Below are 25555 nucleotides of genomic sequence, written 5' to 3'. Positions count from 1 at the left end.
ATGTCACTCAAGGACCGATTCAGCGAAGAGTTGCGTTACCTCCATGAACTGGGGAACGACTTCGCCCAGGACAACCCACAACTCGCCCGCCTGCTCGGCAAGGGGGGCAGCGACCCGGATGTCGAACGCCTGATGGAAGCCTTTGCATTCCTCACGGCCAAACTGCGGCTCAAGCTGGAGGACGACCTGCCCGAGCTGACGCACCCCATGCTGCAGTTGCTGTGGCCCAACTACCTGCGGCCCCTGCCGAGCGCCACGATCATCCAGTTCACGCCGCGCAAGCAAGCGCTCAGCCAGTCGCAACCCATCGCCAAAGGCTCGCGGTTGTTCTCCAGCCCCGTGGATGGGGTGCCCTGCGAATTCCGCACCTGCACGGCGGTGGACATTCACCCGTTCGAGATCGAGTCGGTGAACGCAACCCAGACACTCGACAGTTCGGTGATTCGCATCGGCCTGCAAACCTTGGTCGAGCGGCCGATGAACACCCTGGGCTGCGCCAGCCTCGGCTTTCACCTGAGCGGTGATACCCAAACTGCCCGCACGCTGTACCTGTGGATCGCTCAATACCTCAAGCATGTCTGCGTGACAGTCAATGGCGGGGTACGCCGGCTGCCGGCCAGCAGCATCGTGTTCCCAGGCTTCAGCCCGGACGAAGCGCTGCTGCCTTACCCACAGAACGTCTTTGACGGTTACCGGATCCTGCAGGAGTACTTCGTATTTCCCGAGCGTTTCCACTTCGTCAGCGTCACCGGCCTGGAGAAAATCTGGCCTGATCAAGCGACTCAGCGGGTCGGCCTCGAGTTTCACTTCACCCGACAGTTACCGGATTCGCTGCGTGTCGGCAAAGCAGACTTCAGCCTGTTCTGCACCCCGGCAGTGAACCTGCTAAGCCACAGCGCCGAGCCCATCGACCTGTCCAACCGGCCCGCCCAGGTCGAGCTTGTGCCCAGAGGCAAGGAGCGGCACGCCTATGAAATCTTCAGTGTCGATCGGGTCATCAGCACCCGCACCACGACTGACGGAAGTACCGGTGAGCACCTGAGAACCTTCCGCCCCTTCGAGTCGTTCGCCCATGAGATCGAGCATGTGCAAGGGCGCACGGCGCTGTACTACCGCTACACACTCGAGGACTCCCTGCGCGGTGATGGCGTCACCCACCGCATCGCTTTCGTGCGCGCCGATGCCAACGCCTACATCGGCGAACTGGAAACAGCGTCCATCGACCTGACCTGCACCAACCGCGACCTGCCGCTGGCGTTGGGTATCGATGACATCAACGTGCTCACCGAGATCACGCCGCCCCTGGCCACCTATACCAACATCCGCGCCCCCACCCGCCCCTACCGGCCGGTGCTGGATGGCCAGTTGCAGTGGGCCCTGATCTCCAACATGTCGCTCAACTACCTGTCGCTGCTCTCGGCCGAGCCGCTGAAAGCGGTCATCCGCGCTTACGACTTCGCGGCCTTGCACGACATCCAGCAGACACGCATCACCCGCAAACGCCTCGATGGCATCCGTGATGTGCAAACAGAGCCGCTGGACTGGCTGATCAAGGGCCAGCCCATTCGTGGCTTGCGCACGCGGCTGAAGCTGGATCAAAGCGCATTCCTCTGCGAAGGCGACCTGTACCTGTTCGGTTGCGTGCTCGCGCACTTCTTCGCCCTGTACGCCAGCATCAATTCCTTCCACCAACTGGAAGTGATCAACACCACCAACAACGAGCACTACACATGGCCAATCCAGACCGGCAAACAACCGCTGATCTAGCCGACAAGCTATTCGCCGAGGCGCACCAGTACAACTTCTTCCAGTTGCTGGAACGCCTGCACGGCTTGCACGGGGATGACCTGGAACCACGCTGGCCAGATCAGGCCACCCGGTTGAGGGTGCGGCTTTCCAGTGACCCGCGGCTGAGTTTCCCGGTTTCCGACGTATACAAGGTCGAACGCATGCCCGGGGAAGCTGACCGCTATCGCGTGTGCACCACCTTCATGGGTTTGCATGGCACCGACTCGCCGTTGCCCACCTATTACCTGGAGCAGGTGGCATACGAGCATGCACAGGGCATCGGTGTGCGGCCGGCGTTCTTCGATTTCTTCAACCACTACCTGCTCAGCCTGCTGCATCGCATCTGGCGTAAATATCGCTACTACATCCGCTTTCAGCCGGGAGCTACCGATGGGTTCTCCCAGTACATCTTTGCCCTGCTCGGGTTGAATGACAGACAGTTGCGCGGGGACACGGCACTGCCGTGGAGCCGGCTGCTCAGTTTCGCCGGCGTCATTGCCAGCCGCAGCCGTGCGCCGGGCACGGTCGCCGGCATCATCGCCCACTGCTTCGACTTGAAGCAGGTACAGATCCGCGAGTTCGAAACCCGCTCGGTCCCCACTGCCGCCAGGCAACTGGTCAGCCTTGGCCGCAGCAACGGCGAACTGGGCAGCACTTTCATGGTGGGCAGCCGCACGCGAACGCGCAGCAGCAAGTTCACCATCGTGATCAGCGAACTCGACCCAGCGCAATTGCGTGACCTGCTGCCCAGCGGCATCAACTTCGGCCGGTTACGGGCATTGATCGACTTCCTGCTGCGTGATGGCCTCGCCTACGACCTGGAGCTGCGCCTGAAGCAGAACGCACTGCCGCCCTTCTGCCTGCACCGTAGCCTGGGTGCCTACCTGGGCTGGACCAGCTTCGTCGATGACCGTCACGGCCAGAGCAGCCCTGTGGTGCGGTTCCGGGGGCGCTCATGAGCACTTTGACCTTGAGCATCACCAACCTGGATCAGTTGCAACACAACGTCGCTGCCCGACATCAGTTCGATCGTACAGGCGGCACCATCGGCAGCGCGAAGGCCACCTGGCAGATCAACGATCGTGAGCAGAGCGTTGCACCGATCCATTGCGAGATCCGCTGGATCGAGGGCAGCTTCTGCGTCATCGATCGCTGTCAGCGTACCTACCTGAACGACAGCCTCCACAGCCTGGGGTCGCTTACCGCCAGGCGGCTGCTCGAGGGTGACCAGCTGCGCATTGGCGCCTATCGGCTGCAGGCCCAGCTTGCGCAGGCCGATGCACGCTCACTGGAGGACCTGTTCAGCCCTGAACAGAGAACCCTTGATCACTGGTTGCTGAATGTTCCACCCGAGGCTTGTCATGCCGCTGCAACCGCCCCCCAGGCTGTCGCGGACATCTGCTCGGCATTCGAACCGGGCATGGGCAACGACCCCTTGGCGGCACTGGACACAGAGGCAGCGCCAGCGCAGCAGAGCCCACTGGAACGGCTGATTGCAGGAGAACGCCCATGATGCGTCCAACATGCGTGGCCGGCCTGCTGACGGCGCTGATCGGGCTCTCGGGTTGCACGTCCCTGAGCAAGATTGGCCAGGTGGTGATGGACCCCTCATTGCCCGTCGGACCGCCCGGGGAACACCCCACCCAGGTCGCGTTCAGCATCAACGCCAGCCCAACGCTCAATGGCAACCCGAACAGCCTTGAGGTGGCGCCCGAGCCCGGGCCGGTTGTGGAGCCCAGCCCTTACGCGGTCAGTCTGAGTGCAGGCGACCCCTACGTGCTGACCGAAAAAGTCGGGGCCCTGTTCGAGTACCTGCAGGAACAATTCCCGGCCATGTCACCCGTCGATTCGCCAGTTGACGATGGCGAGGATCCGGCGCGCTCCCCCATGGAAGAAAGTACCCCGGGCAGCTACGACGACCCGACCGTGGTGCTGACCTTGCCGCGCACCACCACCGTGGCCGCCGAGCCCGTCGCTACGCCCATGGCCGTGAAGATCCTGCAACTGCGCGACGACTCTCACTTGCGCAACAGCGTTTACGAACTGCTGGACAAGGACCCTGCCGAGGCGCTGCGCAGCACCTACATACGCGATGACGATTACCTGCTGCGCCCTGGCCAGTTCAAGTTCATCCCCTTTGCGCCCATCGAGCCCGAAACGCGCTTCGTCGCGGTGATCGCCGACTACCGGAACCAGGAAAACGCCACCTGGAGCCAGGTGCTGCGCATTCCGCCCCGCGGGCACCAGATCATCCTGTCGGTGTTGCTCAACGACACGCAGCTCCTGCTCAAGGAGGAAGACTGATGGCGCCTGTAACCCTGCCCTTCTCGCTTACTCACGCTGACATGGAGCGCTCATGAGTTCACGTAACCCTGTCCTGTGGCCGGAAGGCCTGTTCGTCAAACCACAGCATTTCCAGCAGGCCGCCCGTGCCGCCGAAGCGTCCCTGCATCAACGTCTTGGCAGCCTGAATGCAGCCTTCTATGGCTTCAGCGAGCTGCAGTTGAACGACGAATATCTGAGCCTGGGCAAGGTCGCCATCACCCGTGCACGGGGCATCATGCCGGACGGCACGGTGATCGATATCCCTGCAGACCTGCCACCACCGCCACCGCTGGAAATCGAAGACGACGGCGCGAAGGACAGCGAGATCTACCTGTGCCTGCCGCTGCGCACCGAAGGTGGCCGTGAGGTGAGCTGGCCCGATAACCCCGCCAACTTCCGTTACAGCGCCCAGGCGCTGGAAATCAAGGACACGCACAGCGCCGACGGTGACCTGGTGCAGGTTGACCTGGCGGTGCCCAACCTGCAACTCAAACGCAAGGCCGACGACAGCAGCGCCTACACCCGCCTGGCCGTGACGCGCATTCTGGAACGGCGCCCCGATGGCAGCCTGCAACTGGATGAAGGCTTCTATCCCACCAGCGTTTCAGTGCGCGCCGTACCCGCGCTGCAACGGTATCTGGAAGAAATCACCAACTCCCTGCGCGAACGTGCGCGCAACCTCGCCGCCCGCATTGGCGCCTCAGGGCAGTCCGGCATCGCCGACATTCGCGACTTCAACCTGCTGCAGGCCATGAACCGCTGGTGGCCATGCTTCCAGCATCTGGCCAGGCAAGGGCAGACCCACCCCGAACAGTTGTACCTGTGCATGAGCCAGGCCTGTGGCGAGTTCGTGACGTTTACCGACGAGAGCCGGCTGCCGCAGGAATACCCCGCCTATCACCATACCGCGCTGCGCACCTCCTTCAAGCCGCTGGAGGACACGCTACGCCGGGCACTGAGCACGGTACTGCAACCCCGCGCCGTTTCGCTGCCGCTGGAGACGCTGGAGTACGGCTTGCTGACAACCACGCTGGAGGATCGCCGCCTGATCGACGAGGCCGACTTCATTCTGGCAGTGCGAGCCCAAATGCCGCCTCAGACATTGCGTCGGATGTTCGTGCAGAAGGCAAAGGTCGTCTCGCTGGAGTCGTTGAACGAGGTAGTGCCGCTGCAGCTTCCAGGTATTCCACTGGTGCCGCTGCCCGTGGCTCCTCGGGATCTGCCCTTCCATGCAGGCTTCACCTACTTCGAGCTGGACCGTCGCTCCCCGGCCTGGGCGGGCATGGAGGCATCCAGTGGCTTCGGTATCCATGTCGCGGGGGAGTTCCCGGGGCTGGAACTGCAGTTCTGGGCGATCAGGAGTGAATGAAATGAAAGAAGAAAACAGCCCCCCAACTGATGCCGAACAGGTCGAAAGCGAGCAACTGCACGCGATGCTCGAGGCGTCGTTGTCCAACGACTCACCCGCACCGACATCGGCTGATGACGCTGAGCGAACGCCAAAGGCAGAGCCGGTGTATGAAGGCTACCCGGCAGACCCAGATTTCCAGCTACGTGGCGGCTACGACAACCTGATGCTGGATGCAGCCGCGCCACTGTTCGGCCTGGTGATACGCCTGCGCACACTGGATGCCTTGCCCAACATCAAGGAGGTGCACCAGCAGGTGCGCAACCAGATCGAAAACGTGCGGGAAGAGATGCGCCAGCACGGCTACGAGCCCGCTCAGTTGCTGGCGTACTCATACGGTCTTTGCCTTTTCATCGATGAAGCTGTCATGGACAGGCCTTGGGGTAAAACCAGCTGCTGGAGCCAGGAACCCCTGCTCAGCATCTTCCACGACGAAACCTGGGGTGGAGAGAAAGTCTTCACCGTACTGTCGCGCCTCATGCAGGAGCCCAAACGTTATCAGGACGCGCTGGAGTTCATGTACTTCGCGCTGTGCCTTGGTTTGAAGGGCAAGTACGCCATCGCGCCGAAGGGCGAAGAATCCCTCAACGCACTGATACATCAACTGCACGGGATCATTCGCGAGCTGCGCGGCCCTACGCCGGAGACCGTCTGCGATCCGTACACCAACGTCGCCCCAAGCAACTTCCGCATGAACCGGCAATGGCCGTGGTGGAGTCCGTTGGTCATTTCCGCCCTCGCCATGGCGGTGGCCTACGGCATCTACAGCTACCGGCTGCACCTCATTACAACCGAGGTGCTGGAGTCGCTGAACGGCATCTTGCAGCAGTAAGAGATCGGCGCGTGTCGCCACGGATTTCAACGAATTAGCGAAGCGTTTGCTTCGTTGACAAGCCCATCGTTCCCGATGGCCACGCCACCCTGGGTGCGCGTGTTTATATCCACATGGACGCAGGAGAAACTGCCATGCCAACACCCGCTTACATCACGATCGAAGGGAAGACCCAAGGCAACATCACTAAGGGTGCCTTCACCGCTGACTCCGTCGGCAACATTTACCAGGAAGGCCACGAAGACCAAATTCTGGTGCAGCAAGTCAATCATCGAATCACCGTGCCCACGGATCCGCAGAGCGGTCAGCCGGCAGGACAACGCGTGCATGGACCGCTGATCTTCACGTGCGCGTTGAACAAAGCGGTACCGCTGCTATACGGCGCGCTCTCCAGTGGAGAAATGCTGCCAAACGTCGAGCTCAGCTGGTACCGGACCTCGGTCGAGGGCACTCAAGAGCGATTCTTCACGACGAAGCTTACCGACGCGGTAATCGTCGATATCGATCTTGAAATGCCGCACGTCCAAGACGAGGACAACAAGGATTTCACTCAATTCTTCAAAGTCTCGATGGCTTACCGTGGCATTGAGTGGGAGCACATCACCGCAAGCACGGCAGGCGGGGACGACTGGCGCAAACCCAAAGAGACTGCGGTTTGATATAGCGGCACGGCAACCGGGCAGGCCTGCCTGCCCGGACTTTCTTAAATGTCAGCCGGCGACAAGGACTGCTTATGCCTGCCCAATCTGACTTGCGTTACAGCTTCCAGCCGCTGGTTGGAAAAGCTGAATTCGAAGTGGTGTCGTTCGAACTCCGAGAGGGGATCAGCATGCCCTTCGAGTTGGAGCTGAAACTCATCAGCTTCGAAAACGATATCGACTTCGGCCACCTGCTCGACAAGCCCGTACTTTTTACCATCTGGGACGGCGAACGCCCGGTGCGTTACGTGCATGGCCTGGTCAGCCGATTCAGCCAGGCTGAAAGCGGCTTCTACCGCACCTACTATCACGCGCTGGTCGAGCCCCAGCTGGCCCGGGCCGACCTGCGCTCGAACTGGCGCATCTTCCAGCAAAAGACCGTCCCGCAAATTCTCGAGCTGATGCTCCAGCGCCAGGGCATCAACCAGTACGAACTGCGCGCCAGCATGGACCATCAGGTCCGCGAGTTCTGCGTTCAGGCCGGTGAGACGGACCTGGCGTTCATCGCCCGCCTGGCTGCCGAAGAAGGCTTCGTCTACCGCTTTGCGCACAGTGAAAAGCTGCACAAGCTGATCATTACCGATCGGCTGCAATCATTCGGGCTGATCAGCCATGGGACCATCAAGGCCGAGGATGACGACGAGGGCTTCTTTGATGCCGACGAGCCTGTAGACCCTGACAGCGTGCTGTACCAAGCCACCGGCGGTGGCGATCAAGCCATGCCGTGCCTTCGCCGCTTGCGCTACAGCGAACAGGTGCGCACCGCTCGCCAGGTTCAGCGCGACTACACCTTTACCAACCCGGCCTACCGCCAGGAACACAGAGCTGCCGGGCCCTTCCTGGAGCATCAGTCCAACGAGTACGAATTCTTCGATTACCCAGGCCGTTACAAACGCGATGCGGTCGGCAAGCCGTTCACTGAAAACCGCATCACTGCGCTGCGCCACGATGTGCGTATTGCCGAGGTTGAGGGTGACGATGTTCGCCTGCAACCGGGCCTGAGCTTCACCCTGACAGGTCACCCACGTGACGACCTCAACGCGCATTGGCGGGTGAGCACGGTTACCCACAAAGGCAAACAATTCACCAGCCTGCAGGAAGAAGCCGCCGGCGCAGATTTAAGCACGCACTACGAGCAGACCGCCGCGCTGGTCCCCGGCCGGACCGAATGGCGCCCTGCCCCACTATCAAAACCATGCGTTGATGGCCCGCACATGGCTACCGTGGTCGGCCCGAAGGGAGAAGAGATCTATTGCGATGAGTGGGGCCGGGTGAAGGTCAGCTTTCCCTGGGACCGTGAAAGCCAGAACAACGAGTTCAGCTCCTGCTGGGTGCGTGTGTCGCAAGGCTGGGCCGGTGGCAGCTGGGGCGCGATGGCGATCCCGCGCATTGGCCAGGACGTGATCATCCAGTACGTCAACGGTGACCCCGACCAGCCGATGATTACCGGGCGTACCTACTGTGGTGATCAGCTCCCGCCCTACGACCTGCCCGACCACAAGACCCGCATGACCATCAAGAGCCAGACCCACAAGGGGGATGGTTTCAATGAGCTGCGCTTTGAGGACGAACTGGGCAAGGAAGAGGTGTTCATCCATGCCCAGAAGGACCAGAACACTCAGGTCAACAACAACCAGTCTCTCACCGTCGGTGTTGATAGGACCCAGAGCATTGGCCAGGACGAGTCCGTTGCCATCGGCCGCAATCGCCTGCGCGTGGTGAAAGCCAACGACACCCTGAAAGTCGGCGGCGGCAAAAACGACCTCATCGCCGGCGACTACGAGATCGAAGCAGGCAACACCCTGCGCCTCAAGTGCGGCAAGACACTGATCGAGATGCAGGCCAACGGCACGCTCAATATCACCTGCGAGACCTTCAACCTCACCGGCCAACAGACCGGACAGATCAACACGCCCGCAGCGAAGCTCGACCTCAACCCTGAGGGCGGAGCGGCAGGTGCCGCAGCGGATGGACGCGATAGCAGTGCACTGAAAGCCGATGTGGATGGGCATTTCAAGTAGCTGCTTGCACTTGCCCGTACGTAAAGACCTCCTGAAAGGACTCCCGCAATGACGGAATACCTGACTCACGACCTGATCCTCAATCTAGGCGAGGAAGCACCTGAAGACCTCACGCTCAACATGCTGCGCTTTCGTGCCCGAGACACCACGTTGGTAATGGCGCGCAGCCCCGTCGCCAATGACAAGACCCTGGACCAAGCCATCGATGACCAACTGCGGATGCTGCGAAAAAAGTCCGGGGCAATGACCATCACACCCACGAAGATCGCGCGTTTGGGGGGCGGTGAACACTCCGTCGAAGCCCGCGAAATGGCCATTGAATTCAAGGTGGGGGACAAGCCCAATTTCCAGCTCCAGGCCGCCTGCATGATTCCAGGCCAGCACCGGCTGCTGGTGATCAACTACAGCAAGCCAAGCCCTTTGAGCAGCGACGACATCGAGCACTGGCGCGCAATCAAACAAGAGCTCCGATTCACCTGACCCCTTCACCACCCAGGTCAACCTCATTCAGAACTTCTGGAGTTTGCAAGCCATGGCGCAGATCGTTCACGCCGCCCGCATGGGCGATGAAATACTGCATCCGTCCCTGATCGCCGAAATGGTCAGTGCAGTTGCAGAGGCCGTCATTTATGCCGCAGCCACCGCCGCCGTGGCTGCCGCTATCAGCCTGGCCGTTGTCGGTACTGTCGCGACGGGGGGCGCAGCTGGCATCGCCATCGCCGCCGTTGCGGGGGTGGCGGTCGGTGCGATGAGCACCCTTTCGGTCGGTGAAGACCAGACTGTCGGCGATGCCATCTCCCGCTTTTGCGACAGCCTTGGCAACAGCGTGGATGCACCCGACCCCTATGGAAAGATCGAAAGCGGGTCACACAACGTGTTCGTCAACAGCAAGCCCGCCGCTCGCGCAGCCGGTATCACAGGGCCGCCAGGAGGGGGAGCGGCCGACGCAGAGCAAGCAGAGCCTTCGATTCTGGAGAACGTGGGTTCCATGGCCATGGCGGCGGTGCCCTACCTGCTCCCGGTGGTGGGGCTGGGCATGGCGATACGCGACATCTTCAATCCGCCCGTCACCACGCCAAAGGACCCCGGCGCGGAATCCAAAGAGCAAGACAAGATTTCATGCAGCCGCCACCCGCCTTTGCCCGAAAACCATATTGCGCAAGGGTCGGACAAGGTCTTCATCAACGGCCAGCCTGCAGCGCGATCGGGTGACAAGACCACCTGCGACGCCACGATCGATGTGAATGAGAAGGTATCGCCAAATGTACGCATTGGCGGCGGGACGGCGACGGTTCGGGATATTCGCAATGGCAAGAGCAAGGTTGCGATGTTTACCGGGATCATTGCGGGGATACTCATTTCACGACGTTTTGGGCGCATCAAAGGTTGTAAATTGGGCAACCCCGTTGCGGTCGCCACGGGTAGCAAGTTCCAGGACGGTCCGGAGGATGTTGATTTCAACTTACCTGGCTTGCTGGGAATCCAATGGGCTCGTAGTTACGACAGTAGAGACTTACGCACCGGCGGCCTGTTCGGAAAGGGCTGGAGTGTTCCCTATGAAGTTGAACTGGTCCGCGTCCCGCATCCTGAAGGCGGCGAGTTGTGGATTTACGTCGATGAAGAAGGCAATCGCCTGGAACTCGGGCGCCTGCGCGCCGGCGATGCCTTTGTCAGTGTTGTGGACGGCTTGGCGTTCTTCCAGTTGGAGGATGGCCAAACAGTTGTCGAGGACATTCATGAGGGGCGCTACAAGGTTTTTGATGTCGACCCGCACGAGCCCAGTCGTTCAAGACTCATCAGGCTGAGCGACCGCAATCTCAATTACGTAGATGTGCTTTACGACAAACAAGGTCGCCTTCAAGCACTCTATGACAAGTACGGCCAGACGGTTGTCCAGCTTCACTATGATGCTGCGCATACAAGGCGCGTATGCAAGGTGTCGCGGCTCTTCCTGTCAAATAACGGTGAGCCCGCTATCGAGCGGAACGAGCTGCTGGTCAGCTACAGCTATACCGACAGTGGGCAGTTGCAGGAAGTCCTGGATGCGACAGGTCAGGTGGTGCGCCGCTTCAGCTATACCAAAGAGGGCTATCTGAAGCGCCACCAATTGGCTAGCGGCGCCGTCCGCGAGTACGAGTGGGCACGCTACACCATTCCTGAAAAACGTCCTACACCAAGACGGGCGGACGGAACACCCTATCGCCTGCCGCCTTTGCTTGAACCGCAACCTGACCACGAATGGCGGGTGGTTCGCCACTGGGGTAGCGATGGGGAGGAGTACAAGTTCGAGTACAACCTCGAAGAAGGCGAAACCCTCGTAACAGACGGACTGGGACGTATAGACCGCTATTTCTGGGGCCCGCTGTACGACGTTTACAAGCACGTCGATGCACTTGGGAACTGCTGGCAAGCAGAGATCGTCGCCGGCCAGTTGGTCAAACGAACTGATCCACAGGGCGGCGAGTGGCAATACAGCTATGACGATATCGGGCGTCTGATCGAGACACGTGACCCGCTTGGGCGAAGCGAACGCATAAGCTATCTGCGCCACTGGGCTTTGCCCGTTCAGGTCACAGACGGAGCAGGACGTACCCGGCGCTGCGGCTACGATGCTCATGGCAATTTGCTGTGGGAGCAGGACCCACTGGGCCGGAGCACACAGTATCAATACAACCCGGAAGGTCGTGTTACCCGCGTCACCGATGCCCTCGAAAAGACCAAGCACCTGGGTTGGAACACCCGTGGCCAGTTGCTCAGCTATCGCGACTGCAGCAACAACCAGACGCTGTACCACTACGACTTGCATGGCCGCCTGAGCGAAAGCATCAATGCCCGCGGAGAGCAGACCCACTTCCGCTATGACGCTCGCGGCTATCTCATAGAAAGCGAACGACCCGATGGTCGTATCGACCGCTACGAAGTTGATACCGCCGGCCAGCTGACGCGCTACATCGATCCTGCGCAAAAGAAGCTGCAATTTCGCTACGACCGCAGCGGGCGTATGGTCGAACGGCTGGACGCCATGGGTCACAGCGTAAGATTTCGCTATGACGCCTACGGCCGACTGCTACAGCTCACCAACGAGAATAATGAGTCGTATCGCTTTGGTTGGGACAAGCTGGACCGCCTAATCGCGCAGGAAGACCTGGATGGCAGTGGTCGCATTTATGAATACGACGTGCTGGATGGGGTCACCAGCCTCACCCACGTGCCCTCTCTCCATGAACAAGCGCCTTTGTCCGAGAACGCCCCAGCAACTCGAACAACGCCGATTCGCCACGACTTCGAACGTGATGCCGTCGGCCGCCTGCTGAGCAAGCGCACCGAGGATGGCATTACCGACTACAGCTACAACACCGCCGACAACCTGTTGTCCATCACTTTCACAAATAATCAGGGTGAAGAACAGCAGCTTGAATACACCTACGACCCCGCAGGGCAACTGTTGAGCGAAACTAGCAGCGCCGGGCTGTTGCAGTATCTCTACGACGAGTTGGGCAATCTGCAGACGCTCACCCTCCCCGATCAACGCAATATCAATTACCTCTACTACGGCAGTGGGCACCTGCACCAGATCAATCTGGACGGCCGGGTCATTAGTGACTTTGAGCGTGATGCCGAGCATGACGAAGTCATGCGCACCCAAGGCAACCTGATTACGCGCACCCGTTATGACAAAAGCGGGCGCTTGAGTGGCAAGGCAATCCACTACCGCGATGCCCCCGCTGAAGTTTTGCCATTACTGGACAAAACCTATCGTTATGACGCCAGCGACAACCTTGTCGCCGAAGTGCTGACTCAGACCCAGCGCAAAGGCATGTCCTGCGCTGCCAGTGATGAAGATGCCCACCTCGAACAGGTCATCGGTCGCTTTCACAACCAACCCCATACGGGTAGGAGCTACACAGGCAGCAATCGGTATGGCTACGATCCCAACCAACAACTTCAAACCGTCCAACAGGCACGTCTCAACTGGCAGGCGACACAGGTCGAGGATTTCAAGTACGACAAGGCAGGAAACATGTTCGACGGGCCAAAGCTCAACGGACTATTGGAGCACAACCGTGTCCTCGCCTATCAGGACAAGCGCTACCGCTACGACCGCTTTGGCCGCTTAAGTGAGAAGCGAATCGGTAGCCATCGGTTGCAGCGCTTCGAGTATGACGCCGAACATAGGCTGGTGTGCCTGGAGCAGGAGAGATATGGTGAGGTTGAACGCATTGTATTCTCCTACGACCCGCTGGGGCGACGGGTCAGCAAGGCGATCTACAAGCCAGGCGAAGCTGAGCCATTATGCCGGACGCTGTTTCACTGGCAGGGATTACGCTTGCTACAAGAAGTACAGAGCTCACTGCCCACCCTTTATATCTATGCGAGCCCTAACAGCTATGAGCCACTAGCACGTATAGACGAGAATCTGAATGAAGAAGAAATACGGCATTTCCACTCCAACTTGGCCGGGTTGCCCGAACAGTTAACGGATGAAGATGGTCATACATTGTGGCGCATCGATTATCACGGTTGGGGAGCCACACGAGATGAATGGCGCAGTCCACAGCAAGAGCGCGAGCAGAATTTGCGATACCAAGGTCAGTACCTTGACCGAGAGACGGGGCTACACTACAACACGTTCAGATTTTATGATCCAGATGTGGGAAGGTTCACCACACCGGATCCTGCAGGGTTGGCAGGTGGAATAAACCTCTACCAGTACGGCCCCAACACCGCCGCATGGATCGACCCTCTGGGGCTTTGCCGCCGGGGGAATACACTAACGAAACGTCACATGGATCAAATTAGAGATCAGTTCTTACGTGACAATAAACTCTCACCTATGTCGCATACTCAAGGGGGACGACAGACAGGGACTGGCATTGAACTTAGAGAGACATACTTAAAGCCTCTACCTGGAGGATTAGGTCGGAAGGGAGGTTCATATACAGACATGACATTCACTGATGCCAAGGGCCGAACCGTATACATTCAAACAGTGGACAAAGGGAAAATCAACGGAATGTCACAACGCGAATGGGATAATGCCATCCGAATCACGAAACAAGACCCTAGCGCTATCGTAATCACCATCGTCAAAGGGAAAATTACCAGCCCAGGATCTTTAGACACCACCAACATGCCAGTCGGGCAAATCATAATAAGGTAATCAATAATGGCCAACAAAACACCAACACTCCTAGTATTTATGACGAAAGCCGATGAACTTAGCTTCTCCAAAGAACTGCTATCTCAACTTCCCGAGATAACATTTATCGAGACAGGAAAATGGGAGGAGCGATCACCCAAAATAATGCCCACGTTAAATGAATGCCACAATGACAGCCCACAGCACTCCATATGGAACAAACTAATACTACCAGAGCACATATACAGCAAAAATTATATATTCCCCAACGAGGATAGAAACTCCTACTTCGGGGCGACGATCGGCCCTGGTCTCATCCAGTACATCAGACCCAACATAGCAGACTACGATCCCACCTGCCTTCGAAATGGAAGACTATCTGCTTCATACGACCCCAAGAAAGACCCGGCAACCGATTTGTTTGTAAAAACAGTATTTAAGATAGCTAGGAAGGGAGCGATGCAACTTTTTTCAATTGACCGCAAAAGCGGCAACATTTCCGAAAAACCAGAAAATAATTTCCTTGCATGGCCAGACGCTGCTAGTTATTACAGCGGACAAAATGGAAAGTACCTCACGAATAACGCCTTTGCATATTTCGTAGCAAGTAAAAAGCAACCCGATATCAAATAACCCTAACGAGTTCAGGAAAAGCATCTCATGACGACAACAGTTGTCACCTCAAAGCAGCGCCTAGGGCATGTACTCACCAGTAAATATGTTCAGAGTGCGCCTAGGCCTTGCCCCAAGAATTCGAGTCAGAGAGTTTCATTTCAAAACCCAAGAGGAAAGAAATAGAAACGTCTCGATCGAGCTATACCACCGCCACTGACCTCAACGCGACGGCAAACACATTCACACCCCATACAACCTTGAAAAAGTAACAGCTTGGAAGCATGCAGCCAAAGATCCCTGCAGACACCCAGGGAGTGAGTTAATTGAGGTATTGCGAGATCTAATAATTACAAAGGATTTTAAATGAAACTTTCCGAACTTATGCAGTCCGACACCTACACTACCTTCCTTGACGACTTAGACAAGCACATCCCTGAGAAAATAGATAGAAGCTCAAAAGTTCACAAACCCATTATAAATCTAATGGAAAAATGGATGCAACATGCCTCGCTTTCTTGCGAAGATTTGCTGCACGCCATATCAAACCACCAAAAACATTTAATTGCTTACATCATAAAAAAACAAGCCACCTACAGAGAGCCAAATGGAGGCAGAGACAATATAATCAATCACGCCCCAAGGTAAATTTCCCAATCGGCCACACTATTGAATACTACATAATATCGAAGAGAAAAATCGAACTACCAGAATACATAATAAAGATCCGAATACCCTACCCCAGACAATACGCAAGGGAAATTGAAAGAATATTCACTGAAACCAAGCCCTCATGACCAAAGTTGCTGTACCGGGAAAATTCTAACAATTTTCCCCGAGCTGCAATAAGCAACTTCTTGACGCAGCAAAGTCGATTTTCAGGCATCGATCGCCTCCAAACCAGGGCTTTGCCCTAGTTCGTGGATGCTGCAGGCGCCCCCACCTTCAGCCGGTAGCTGCTGGGCTTGATGAAGAAGATCGGAGACCACACCTCACACCTCGTCCGAATATTCACAACGCTTAGCCATCACAGAATGCCTTTCCGTCGATGCGGGGGGACTCTACAAAGTTTCAGCGTTCGAGGGGCGGTGATTGGGTTTCTTGGGATTTCGTACAAAGCCTGGAAAGGCCCGAATGCCCGCGGATCCTGATGGATCTGACTGAAACGAAAAAAGACGCCGAAGCGTCTTTTTTCAATGATTTACAGACTTCCATGAAACCCTGTAAATCTATATTTGGAGCGGGAAACGAGACTCGAACTCGCGACCCCGACCTTGGCAAGGTCGTGCTCTACCAACTGAGCTATTCCCGCGTCGTGATGGGTGCCATTCTAGCGATTTCTAAAACAGCGTCAACCCCTTGATTCAAAAAAACTTTTATTTCTGCTCAGAGCCTTCGCGCAGGTGCGGCCAGGCGGCCAGCAGGTAGTGCACCATCGACCACAGGGTCAGCCCCGCCGCCACCAGCAGCAGCGCGTAACCGAGGATTACCCAGAAGGTCACCGCTGGCGGGTTGCCCAGCAGGATCACCAGCGCGAGCATCTGCGCCGCGGTTTTCCACTTGCCGAGGTTGGACACCGCCACATGCGCCCGCGCGCCCAGCTCGGCCATCCACTCGCGCAGCGCCGAAACCACGATCTCGCGGCCGATGATCACCGCGGCCGGCAGGGTCAGCCAGAAGTTGGCGTGGGTCTGCACCAGCAGCACCAGGGCCACCGCCACCATCAGCTTGTCGGCCACAGGGTCGAGGAAGGCACCGAACGGCGTGCTCTGCTGCAGGCGGCGCGCCAGGTAGCCGTCCAGCCAGTCGGTGGCGGCGGCAACGGCGAACACGCTGCTGGCGGCCATGTAGCTCCAGTGATAGGGCACATAGAACAGCAGGATGAAGATCGGGATGAGCAGGACGCGTAGAACGGTGAGCAGGTTTGGAATATTCATCGGTACGACTGGCCGCAAGTTGAGCCCGCATTCTACTCGCTATGCAGGCTGGCATAAATCGACTCGGCAAGCTTTTTACTGATGCCGGGTGCTTTGGCGATTTCATCGACACTGGCGCGGTTGAGCTCCTGCAGGCCGCCGAAATGTTTCAGCAGGTCGCGCCGGCGCTTGGGCCCGACCCCGGCCACATCCTCCAGGCTGGACACCCGGCGGGCCTTGCCGCGGCGGGCGCGGTGGCCGGTGATGGCGAAACGGTGGGCCTCGTCGCGGATCTGCTGAATCAGGTGCAAGGCCGGTGAGTCGCCCTTGAGGGTGAACTCATGGTGCACGTCGTTCAGGTACAGGGTTTCAAAACCGGCCTTGCGCGTCACGCCCTTGGCCACGCCAAGCAGGGTCAGGTCGCTGAAGCCCAGCTCCTGCATCACGTCACGGGCCATGTTCAGCTGGCCTTTGCCGCCGTCCACCAGCAGCACATCGGGCAGCTTGCCCTCGCCATCCTTGATGCGCCCGTAGCGGCGGGTCAGGGCCTGGTGCATGGCGGCGTAGTCGTCACCAGCGGTGACGCCTTCGATGTTGAAGCGGCGGTAGTCGGACTTGAGCGGGCCTTCGGGGCCGAACACCACGCAGCTGGCCACGGTGGCTTCGCCGCTGGAATGGCTGATGTCGTAGCACTCCAGGCGCTGCGGCACCTCGTCCAGGCCCAGCACCTCGGCCAGGGCCTCGAAACGTGCGGCCATGTGCTGGCGGTTGGCCAGGCGGGCATTGAGCGCCTGCTCGGCGTTGGTCACCGCCAGCTGCTGCCAGCGGGCGCGGGTACCGCGTACCCGGTGGCTGATGGTCAGCTCACGGCCGCGCAGGGTCTGCAGGGCTTCGCTGATGGCGGCGAAGTCTTCGTGCACCACGTTGACGATCAGTTCACCCGGCAATTCACGCTCGGCATTGCCCAGGTAGTACTGGGAAAGGAACGCGGCCATCACTTCGGCCACCTCCTCCTCGATGCCTACCTGCGGGAAGAAGTTCTTGCTACCCAGCACCCGCCCGCCGCGCACGCTGATCAGGTGCACGCAGGCGCCGCCGGGGTTGACGAAGGCGGCGATAACGTCGACGTCGCCGCTGCCGCCTTCGATGTACTGCTGGTCCTGGACGCGGCGCAGCAAGGCGATCTGGTCGCGCAACTCGGCGGCCTTCTCGAAATTGAGGGCCATGGCGGCCTTCTCCATCTCGGCATTGAGCTCGTTGCCCAGTTGCTGGCTACGCCCTTCGAGGAACATCACCGAGTGGCGCACGTCCTCGGCATATTCCTCGGCGGTCACCAGGCCTGTGCAGGGCCCTTTGCAGCGTTTGATCTGGTACTGCAGGCATGGCCGGGTGCGGTTGGCGTAGTAGCTGTCTTCGCACTGGCGCACCGAAAATGCCTTTTGCAGCAGGCTGAGGCTTTCGCGAATGGCGCCGGCGCTGGGGTACGGGCCAAAGTAGCGGCCCTTGGCCTTCTTCGCCCCACGGTGAATGCCCAGCCGCGGAAACTCGCCGTCGGAAAGGAACACGTAGGGGTAGGATTTGTCATCGCGCAGCAGGATGTTGTACGGCGGCCGCCACTCCTTGATCAGGTTCTGCTCCAGCAGCAGCGCCTCGGTTTCGTTGGCGGTGATGGTGGTTTCGACCTGGGCGATGCGGGCCACCAGCGCGGCGGTCTTGGGCGCCAGGCCGGTCTTGCGGAAATAGCTGGCCAGGCGCTTCTTGAGGTTCTTGGCCTTGCCCACGTAAAGCAGCCGGGCTTCGCCGTCGAACATCCGGTAGACGCCCGGGCGACCACTGCAGGTAGCCAGGAATGCGCTGGCATCGAAAACTTGGGACATGAGGTTTTACAGGCTTGCGTCGACCATACCGTGGCGAACGGCCAGCAAGGTCAGTTCGACGTCGCTGGTGACCGAGAGTTTTTCAAAGATCCGATAACGGTAAGTATTGACGGTCTTGGGCGAGAGGCACAACTTGTCGGAGATGATCTGCACTTTCTGGCAGCCGACGATCATCAGGGCAATCTGGATTTCCCGCTCCGACAAGGCATCGAACGGCGAGCCCTGTGGCTGGAATGGCTTCAGCGCCATCTGCTGGGCAATCTGGGGGCTGATGTAGCGCTGGCCGGCGAAGGCCAGGCGGATGGCCTGGACCATTTCGTCAAGGCCGGCACCCTTGGTCAGGTAGCCAGCAGCGCCGGCCTGCAGCAGGCGCGTGGGGAACGGGTCTTCCTCGCACACGGTCACGGCAACCACCTTGATGTCCGGGTGGCTGCGCAGCAGCTTGCGGGTGGCCTCCAGGCCGCCGATGCCGGGCATTTTCACATCCATCAGCACCACATCCGGCTTCAGTTCACGGGCCAGCCTGAGCGCCGACTCGCCCGAATCGCCCTCACCCACCACCTGCAGGCCATCGATGTCGGCCAGCATGCGTGTAATACCGGTTCGTACCAGATCGTGATCGTCGACCACTAAGACCCTAATCAAGCACACACCTCGTCAGCAGGGCGATTGGATCCCGCCACCTTAACAAAATTTTTCACGGCGGACCTAACGCATTCCTTCTGTCAGAAACACCTGACGTTCAACCGTAAGCGGCCTCACTGTCTGCCGGGATTTGTCGTTGTTGGTCAAACGCCGCAACAAGTGCCAGAGTGCCGCCTGATCGTCGCACGACAACTGCCGGAAAGCCCCCAGCAAACCGGACTCATCGGCGCTCAACCCCTCGAGCGGTGCCGGGGTGCGGATACCGCTGAGCACATAGAGTGCATCCACGCCCCGGGTTGCCAATGCCGCAAGGTAATCGACCCGCGGCGAGCGTTCACCACTCTCGTATTTGCCCTGGGCATTGGGTTCGACCCCGCCGATATCGCCAAACACGCGCTGGGTCATCCCCAGACGCTCACGCTCTTCCCGCAGCCGCGGACCGATTCCATTCATGGGGGGGCTCCTTATCCCTGATCACACTCATGTACGGCCTACCCACCTGCAGGCGGCCGTGAACGCCTGGGTTCACTATGCCGATGCTCACCAGTCGCGACAAGCCATCATTGAGCTATTAGTCGATCGTGCGCTGCATGCGCACAAAGCATTCGTCCTCACCCATTTCGACGAAGCCGTGGCGCTGGTAGAGCACACGCGCCGGGTTGCTGCGAAACACCATCAGCCGCAGCAGCGGCAGGTGCCGCTGGCGGGCCCACAGTGCCAACTGCTCCAGCACCCAGCTGCCCACCCCACGCCGACGGTGCTCGGGTAGCAGGTGCAACTCGCGGATGAACAGCGCCTGGCGGTCCTGGCTGAGGCTGCAGAAGCCGAGCACGGCGTCGCCTTCAGTCACCAGCCACTGCTCGCGCCAGCCCCAGGCTTCGTCGAAGGCTTCCTCTAGCCACAACAGGTCGTATTCGCGGTAGTACGTCAGCATGGCGCGGCGCGTGAGGTCGCGGGCGAAGGTGCGGTGGGTGTCGTTGGCGGGGGTCAGTTTCAGGGACATCACATTTCAGACTCTTCGGTTTGCCAGGCCCGGCCCTATCGCCGGCAAGCCAGCTCCCACAGGTACAGCGATAGCCTTGAAGGCAGCGCTGTACCTGTGGAGCAACTGTCTTGTGTTGCCTGTTTTGGCCTCATCGCCGGCAAGCCAGCTCCCACAGGTACGGCGATAGCCTTGAAGGCAGCGCAGTACCTGTGGGAGCTGGCTTGCCGGCGATAGGGCCAGTACAACGAATACCAATCATTGGGCGTAGCACACGGGCGAACTGCCGGGCCCACGGCGATCCAGTTCGTCCTCCAGCCATTCAGCCAACACCCGGGCATTGTTGTGCTCGGTATCCTTGCCCGCATAAAGCAATGTCAGCGTGCCCTTTCCAGCCAGGTCCAGCAGCGGGTACCAGTGCTCGGGGTGGGCCGCCAGCTCTTGCTGGTAACGCTGGGTGAAGCCGGCGAAATCCACTTCACCCTGGTGAAACGCCTTGCGCAACTCATCCGAGGGTGCAACTTCGCGCAACCACTGCCCGTGCAGGTCTTCCTTGCGCTTGTTACGCGGCCAAAGGCGATCGACCAGCACACGCTGACCGTCGTCTTGCTCAACCGCATCGTAGACACGCTTGCAGCGAATCATGGGTTTCTCCTGCCACTACCGTCCGTCTTGAGCCTAGATAAATCATTGATCGAGGTCACGGCCGGGTTACGAATTGTTTCTATGCTCAAGGCCTTCGGCACCCTTGCCCCCCCCGACCGGAGCCACCATGGCAACCCCTTCACTGGCCAGCCTGCCGCAACTGGCCCAACGCGATGCCCGCCCGCAACTTGCCCACAAGCCCGGGCGAGCCACCCTGGTGTTGTTCTTCGGCCTGCTGCTGGCCGGTATCGCCTACACCGCCTGGAGCCTTAAGCAGGATGTGACGGCCAGCGGCACGGTAATCACCACGGTCACACCATTCCTGCTGCTGGGCCTGGCGTTGCTGATTGCCCTGGGCTTCGAGTTCGTCAATGGCTTCCATGACACCGCCAACGCAGTGGCCACCGTCATCTACACCCACTCGTTGCCTGCCCCCGTCGCCGTGGTCTGGTCCGGGCTGTGCAACTTCCTCGGTGTGCTGCTTTCCAGCGGCGCGGTGGCGTTCGGCATCATCGCCCTGCTGCCGGTGGAGCTGATTCTGCAGGTCGGCTCCTCGGCCGGCTTCGCCATGGTCTTCGCCCTGCTGCTGGCAGCGATCATCTGGAACCTCGGCACCTGGTGGCTGGGCCTGCCGGCCTCATCCTCGCACACCCTGATCGGTTCGATCATCGGCGTGGGCGTGGCCAATGCGCTGATGCACGGGCGCGACGGTACCAGCGGCGTGGACTGGGCCCAGGCCAGCAAGGTCGGTTATGCCCTGCTGTTTTCGCCACTGATCGGCTTTGCCTGTGCCGCCCTGTTGCTGCTGGCCCTGCGCGCGCTGGTCAAGCGCAAGGCGCTGTACCAGGCGCCGGAAGGCCAGACACCACCACCGTGGTGGATTCGCGGCGTACTGATCCTGACCTGCACCGGGGTGTCCTTTGCCCACGGCTCCAACGACGGCCAGAAAGGCATGGGCCTGATCATGCTGATTCTGGTTGGCACCCTGCCGATGGCTTACGCATTGAACAAGACCATGCCCAATGAACAGGCCTTGCAGTTTTCCGCGGTCGCCGAGGTAACCCGCCAGGCACTGGTGCGCGGCGCCCCGCAAGCAGCACCGGCCGACCCACGCCAGGTGCTGACCACGTTCATTGCCGAGCCCAGGGCCAACCCGCAACTGATACCGGCGCTGGCGGCACTGACCGGCATGATCGGCGAAGAGGTCAAAGGTTATGGCTCGCTCAAGCGGGTACCGGCCGAGGCCATGGCCAACGTGCGCAACGACATGTACCTGACCAGCGAAGCCATCCGCCTGATCGAGAAGAACCAGCTGGTGGTGTTCGATGCAGGCACGCGCAGCCAGGTGCTGCTGTTCAAGACCCAGCTGGACGACGCCACCCGCTACATCCCGCTGTGGGTGAAAGTGGCCGTGGCCATCGCACTGGGGCTGGGCACCATGGTCGGCTGGCGGCGCATCGTGGTGACGGTAGGCGAGAAGATCGGCAAGACCCACCTCAGCTATGCCCAAGGGGCTTCGGCCGAAGTGGTGGCAATGTGCACCATTGGTGCGGCGGACATGTTCGGGTTGCCGGTGTCGACCACCCACGTGCTGAGTTCCGGGGTGGCCGGGACCATGGTGGCCAACGGGTCGGGGATACAGAAGCGCACGCTGGTCAACCTGCTGATGGCCTGGGTGCTGACCTTGCCGGCAGCGATGCTGTTGGCCGGCAGCCTGTACTGGCTGCTGCACCACATTTTCTGAGCCTGAAAACAGTTTCGCCTTCACTGGCCCTATCGCCGGCAAGCCAGCTCCCACAGGAACACCACAGACCTCAAGCCCTGTGCATTACCTGTGGGAGCCGGCTTGCCGGCGATAGGGCCCTTACAGCCAACATCAACCTGGAATTTTCAGCCCGCGTTGCACGGCCGGCCGTTCGAGGAACGCCGCCAGCACCCGCTGCACTTCCTTGAACTGATCGAAGCCGACCAAATCTCGGGCGTTGTAACGCTCAACCAGGTTACGCACCCACGGGAAGATCGCGATATCGGCAATGCTGTACTCGTCGACCATCCATTCCCGGCCTTTCAGATGCCGGTCCAGAACACCGAGCAGGCGCTTGGACTCGTTGACATAACGGTCCCGCGGGCGCTTGTCCTCGTATTCCTTGCCAGCAAAGAAATGGAAGAACCCGACCTGGCCGAACATCGGCCCGATGCCACCCATCTGGAACATCAGCCACTGCAAGGTCTGGTAACGCTGGGCCGGGTCCTGGCTGAGCAACTGGCCGCTCTTCTCCGCCAGGTACTGCAGGATCGCCCCCGACTCGAACAGCGGCAGCGGCTGGCCGCCCGGGCCATTGGGGTCGAGGATGGCGGGGATCTTGTTGTTGGCGCTGAGCGAGATGAACTCGGGGCTCAGCTGGTCATCGTTGTCGAAGCTGACCTTGTGCGGCTCATAGGCCAGGCCGATCTCTTCGAGCATGATCGACACCTTGACGCCGTTGGGCGTCGGCAGCGAATACAGCTGCAGGCGCTCGGGGTGTCTGGCGGGCCACTTGCGGGTAATGGGGAAAGCACTGAGATCGGTCATGATCAACCTTGCCTGGGGAATGAACCTCTCACTCTAGAGACATCCCCGGCCGCTGACCATCACCGACCACTCATCAGCACCGGTGGCTCAGGCCTGGCCGTGGGCCTTGAGCTTGAGCTTTTCGGTATCGACACGAACGAACACCGAGTCGGCAGTCACTGTCAGCACATCGTCGGCCCAGACTTCGCAAATCACCCTGGTCTTGCGCCCTACCTCACCTTCCACACGCGCCTTGAGCAACAATTCGACGCCCATGGGTGTGGGCTTGAGGTAGTTCAGGCCAAGGCTGCCAGTGACACAGTCGATGCGCGGCAGGCTGCCCGCTTCGCGACCTTCGTTGCGGTAGTGGTAAGCCATTGCCGTCCAGTTGGAGTGGCAGTCGACCAGCATCGCCAGCAGCCCGCCGTAGACCAGGCCGGGCCAGCCGATGAAGGTGCTGTCGGGCGCGTGCCGGCACACCAGGTGGATGCCGTCGGCGTCCCAGTGGCTTTGCAGGTGCAGGCCGCTGGGGTGGGAGCAACCGCAGCCGTAGCAGGTGCCGTCGGGTGCGGCGAGGGCCTGGAGGGAAAGGGGGTGGTCGTTCATACGCTTCCTGTGCTTATTGATATGGGGGGCGCGCAACGCCCCCACATTAAAGCAGAAACATCAGGCCGTCTGGGCAACCACCCTGGCGCGCCGCTGGGTCAGCGAAACCAGGAGGATGAACGCGGTCACCCCGGCGGTCATCAGCGTCTCGTAGCGGTAGGCATCACTGAACAGCATGTAGCCCAGCACCATGACGATGGTGCCGATCACCAGCCAGGTCAGCCATGGGAACAGCCACATCTTCAGCTCCAGCGGCCGCCCTTCACGCTCGGCACGGGCCCGCATGCGCAGCTGCGAAACGGCAATCACCAGGTACACCAGCAAGGCGATGGCGCCGGTGGTGGACAGCAGGAAACCGAATACCTTGCCCGGGAACACATAGTTGACGAAGCACCCGGCAAAGCCGGCCAGGGTCGAGAAGATGACCGCCACGGTCGGTACGCCCGAGCCGGAGATACGCTTGGTAACGCTCAGCGCCTGGCCGCGGGCACCCAGCGAATAGAGCATGCGCGACGCAGTGTACAGGCCCGAGTTCATGCAACTGGTCACGGCCACCAGCACCACGATATCCACCAGCAGCTTGGCGCCCGGCACGTTCAGCACTTCCAGCACGCGCTGGAACGAGCCCACTGCTTTCAGGCCCGGGTCGTTCCATGCCACCAGCGATACCACCAGGAAGATCGACGCCAGGTAGAAGATGGCGATGCGGTACACCACCAGGTTGGTAGCGCGGCGGATCTTGTCTTTCGGGTTGGCGGTTTCGTCAGCGGCAATGGTGACGATTTCGGCACCGAAGAACGAGAAGATGGTGATCAGCACGCCACCGAGCACGGTGCCGAAACCGTTGGGCATGAAGCCGCCGTTATCCCACAACCGGCTGACCCCGGACACCTCGGCCAGCGGCCAGACGCCAAACACCGCCAGGCTGCAGACCACGATGAAGGCGATGATCGCCACCACCTTGACCAGCGCGAACCAGTACTCGAAGGCACCGAAGTTCTTCACGCTGATCAGGTTGGTACCCGACAGCACCAGCATGATCAGGAAGGCGAACAGCCACGACGGCACGCCAGGGAAGTAGGCATGCAGGATGTCGGCGCCGGCAATGGCCTCGACCGGAATGATCAGTACCCAGAACCACCAGTACAGCCAGCCGATGGTAAAGCCTGCCCAAGGGCCGATGGCTTCGGAGGCATAGGTGGAAAACGAGCCGCTGTTGGGGTTGGCGATGGCCATTTCGCCCAGCATGCGCATCACCAGCAAGACCAGCAGCCCGGTCATGGCGTAGGAGATGAGGATGGCCGGGCCGGCGGTGGCAATGGCGTTGGAGGAGCCGATGAACAGGCCGGCACCGATGATGCCGGCGATGGAGATCATGGATACCTGACGGGACGTCAGACCGTGCTGCAGGGAGCGCTGTTTGTTGTTGTGTAGCGAAGCCATGAAGAACCCTCGAATGGGTCGGCCGCAGCGGGGCGGCTGAAGACTGGAGCAGAATTCTTATAAATT

General features: G+C 59.9%; 22 protein-coding genes and 1 tRNA gene. 13 read left to right on the top strand and 10 right to left on the bottom strand.

Features of this window, described 5'->3' with window-relative positions:
• From tssF to CAG22_RS28495, 12 genes are all read left to right on the top strand, one after another.
• Nucleotides 1–1767, top strand: a complete 1767-nt coding sequence (gene tssF, locus CAG22_RS14165) for a type VI secretion system baseplate subunit TssF (protein WP_085705635.1) — start codon at nt 1–3, stop codon at nt 1765–1767.
• Nucleotides 1731–2747 carry a type VI secretion system baseplate subunit TssG gene (gene tssG, locus CAG22_RS14160; RefSeq protein WP_085692335.1) on the top strand — a complete coding sequence of 339 codons (1017 nt, stop codon included), beginning with the start codon at nt 1731–1733 and terminating at the stop codon, nt 2745–2747. Before tssF ends, tssG begins: the two co-directional genes overlap by 37 nt.
• Nucleotides 2744–3301 carry an FHA domain-containing protein gene (locus CAG22_RS14155; RefSeq protein ID WP_085705634.1) on the top strand — a complete coding sequence of 186 codons (558 nt, stop codon included), beginning with the start codon at nt 2744–2746 and terminating at the stop codon, nt 3299–3301. Before tssG ends, CAG22_RS14155 begins: the two co-directional genes overlap by 4 nt.
• Nucleotides 3298–4092, top strand: a complete 795-nt coding sequence (tssJ, locus tag CAG22_RS14150; protein WP_085705633.1) for a type VI secretion system lipoprotein TssJ — start codon at nt 3298–3300, stop codon at nt 4090–4092. The genes CAG22_RS14155 and tssJ overlap by 4 nt, the downstream gene beginning before the upstream one ends.
• Before the next feature lie 52 nt (nt 4093–4144).
• Nucleotides 4145–5482, top strand: coding sequence for a type VI secretion system baseplate subunit TssK (tssK, locus tag CAG22_RS14145; RefSeq protein ID WP_085705632.1), 1338 nt, complete (start codon nt 4145–4147; stop codon nt 5480–5482).
• A 1-nt stretch (nt 5483) separates the two neighbouring features.
• Nucleotides 5484–6353: a type IVB secretion system protein IcmH/DotU gene (gene icmH / locus CAG22_RS14140; RefSeq protein WP_085705631.1), complete on the top strand. Its 870-nt coding sequence runs from the start codon at nt 5484–5486 to the stop codon at nt 6351–6353.
• 134 nt (nt 6354–6487) lie between these two features.
• Nucleotides 6488–7012 (top strand): Hcp family type VI secretion system effector, encoded by a 525-nt coding sequence (locus CAG22_RS14135; protein ID WP_085692332.1) that lies wholly within the window; start codon nt 6488–6490, stop codon nt 7010–7012.
• Between the two features lie 74 nt (nt 7013–7086).
• Nucleotides 7087–9072, top strand: a complete 1986-nt coding sequence (locus tag CAG22_RS14130) for a type VI secretion system Vgr family protein (protein ID WP_085692331.1) — start codon at nt 7087–7089, stop codon at nt 9070–9072.
• A gap of 48 nt (nt 9073–9120) precedes the next feature.
• Complete coding sequence (locus CAG22_RS14125) at nt 9121–9552, top strand: DcrB-related protein (RefSeq protein WP_047933403.1); 432 nt, start codon at nt 9121–9123, stop codon at nt 9550–9552.
• A gap of 52 nt (nt 9553–9604) precedes the next feature.
• On the top strand, nt 9605–14233 hold the full coding sequence (locus CAG22_RS14120) for an RHS repeat-associated core domain-containing protein (RefSeq protein ID WP_256582425.1): 4629 nt from the start codon (nt 9605–9607) through the stop codon (nt 14231–14233).
• A 6-nt stretch (nt 14234–14239) separates the two neighbouring features.
• Nucleotides 14240–14845 (top strand): hypothetical protein, encoded by a 606-nt coding sequence (locus CAG22_RS27720; protein ID WP_139833460.1) that lies wholly within the window; start codon nt 14240–14242, stop codon nt 14843–14845.
• Between the two features lie 345 nt (nt 14846–15190).
• The gene (locus CAG22_RS28495; RefSeq protein ID WP_218191945.1) at nt 15191–15472 is read left to right on the top strand and encodes a hypothetical protein; all 282 of its coding nucleotides are present in this window, start codon (nt 15191–15193) and stop codon (nt 15470–15472) included.
• Nucleotides 15473–16060: 588 nt separating this feature from the next.
• Here CAG22_RS28495 and CAG22_RS14110 read toward each other — a convergent pair.
• The 7 genes from CAG22_RS14110 to CAG22_RS14080 form a co-directional block, all read right to left on the bottom strand.
• Nucleotides 16061–16136, bottom strand: a tRNA-Gly gene (locus tag CAG22_RS14110).
• A 64-nt stretch (nt 16137–16200) separates the two neighbouring features.
• A complete protein-coding gene (pgsA, locus tag CAG22_RS14105; protein WP_025339908.1) occupies nt 16201–16761 on the bottom strand; it encodes a CDP-diacylglycerol--glycerol-3-phosphate 3-phosphatidyltransferase in 561 nt (186 codons plus the stop codon).
• A gap of 32 nt (nt 16762–16793) precedes the next feature.
• Nucleotides 16794–18617, bottom strand: a complete 1824-nt coding sequence (gene uvrC, locus CAG22_RS14100) for an excinuclease ABC subunit UvrC (protein ID WP_013973365.1) — start codon at nt 18615–18617, stop codon at nt 16794–16796.
• Between the two features lie 6 nt (nt 18618–18623).
• Entirely contained in the window at nt 18624–19262 is a 639-nt protein-coding gene (gene uvrY / locus CAG22_RS14095; RefSeq protein WP_015271036.1) for a UvrY/SirA/GacA family response regulator transcription factor, read from the bottom strand.
• Between the two features lie 63 nt (nt 19263–19325).
• Nucleotides 19326–19715, bottom strand: coding sequence for a helix-turn-helix domain-containing protein (locus CAG22_RS14090; RefSeq protein ID WP_025339909.1), 390 nt, complete (start codon nt 19713–19715; stop codon nt 19326–19328).
• 118 nt (nt 19716–19833) lie between these two features.
• Nucleotides 19834–20265, bottom strand: coding sequence for a GNAT family N-acetyltransferase (locus CAG22_RS14085; RefSeq protein ID WP_085705630.1), 432 nt, complete (start codon nt 20263–20265; stop codon nt 19834–19836).
• A gap of 237 nt (nt 20266–20502) precedes the next feature.
• Complete coding sequence (locus CAG22_RS14080; protein WP_015271039.1) at nt 20503–20889, bottom strand: DUF488 domain-containing protein; 387 nt, start codon at nt 20887–20889, stop codon at nt 20503–20505.
• A 127-nt stretch (nt 20890–21016) separates the two neighbouring features.
• On the opposite strand from CAG22_RS14080, the gene CAG22_RS14075 reads away from it, so the two are divergent.
• Entirely contained in the window at nt 21017–22633 is a 1617-nt protein-coding gene (locus tag CAG22_RS14075) for an inorganic phosphate transporter (protein WP_085705629.1), read from the top strand.
• 132 nt (nt 22634–22765) lie between these two features.
• Here CAG22_RS14075 and CAG22_RS14070 read toward each other — a convergent pair whose 3' ends face one another.
• The 3 genes from CAG22_RS14070 to CAG22_RS14060 form a co-directional block, all read right to left on the bottom strand.
• Nucleotides 22766–23461, bottom strand: a complete 696-nt coding sequence (locus CAG22_RS14070) for a glutathione S-transferase N-terminal domain-containing protein (RefSeq protein ID WP_085614405.1) — start codon at nt 23459–23461, stop codon at nt 22766–22768.
• 87 nt (nt 23462–23548) lie between these two features.
• The gene (locus CAG22_RS14065; protein ID WP_046615602.1) at nt 23549–24046 is read right to left on the bottom strand and encodes a PaaI family thioesterase; all 498 of its coding nucleotides are present in this window, start codon (nt 24044–24046) and stop codon (nt 23549–23551) included.
• Nucleotides 24047–24106: 60 nt separating this feature from the next.
• Nucleotides 24107–25489, bottom strand: coding sequence for an amino acid permease (locus CAG22_RS14060; RefSeq protein WP_025339914.1), 1383 nt, complete (start codon nt 25487–25489; stop codon nt 24107–24109).
• Nucleotides 25490–25555: the final 66 nt, after the last annotated feature.

Origin of the sequence: Pseudomonas sp. B8(2017), from assembly GCF_002113575.1 — a bacterium.
GTDB lineage: Bacteria > Pseudomonadota > Gammaproteobacteria > Pseudomonadales > Pseudomonadaceae > Aquipseudomonas > Aquipseudomonas putida_Z.
Note: the sequence above shows the minus strand (reverse complement) of the source record. Positions and strands in the feature narration are given on the sequence as shown.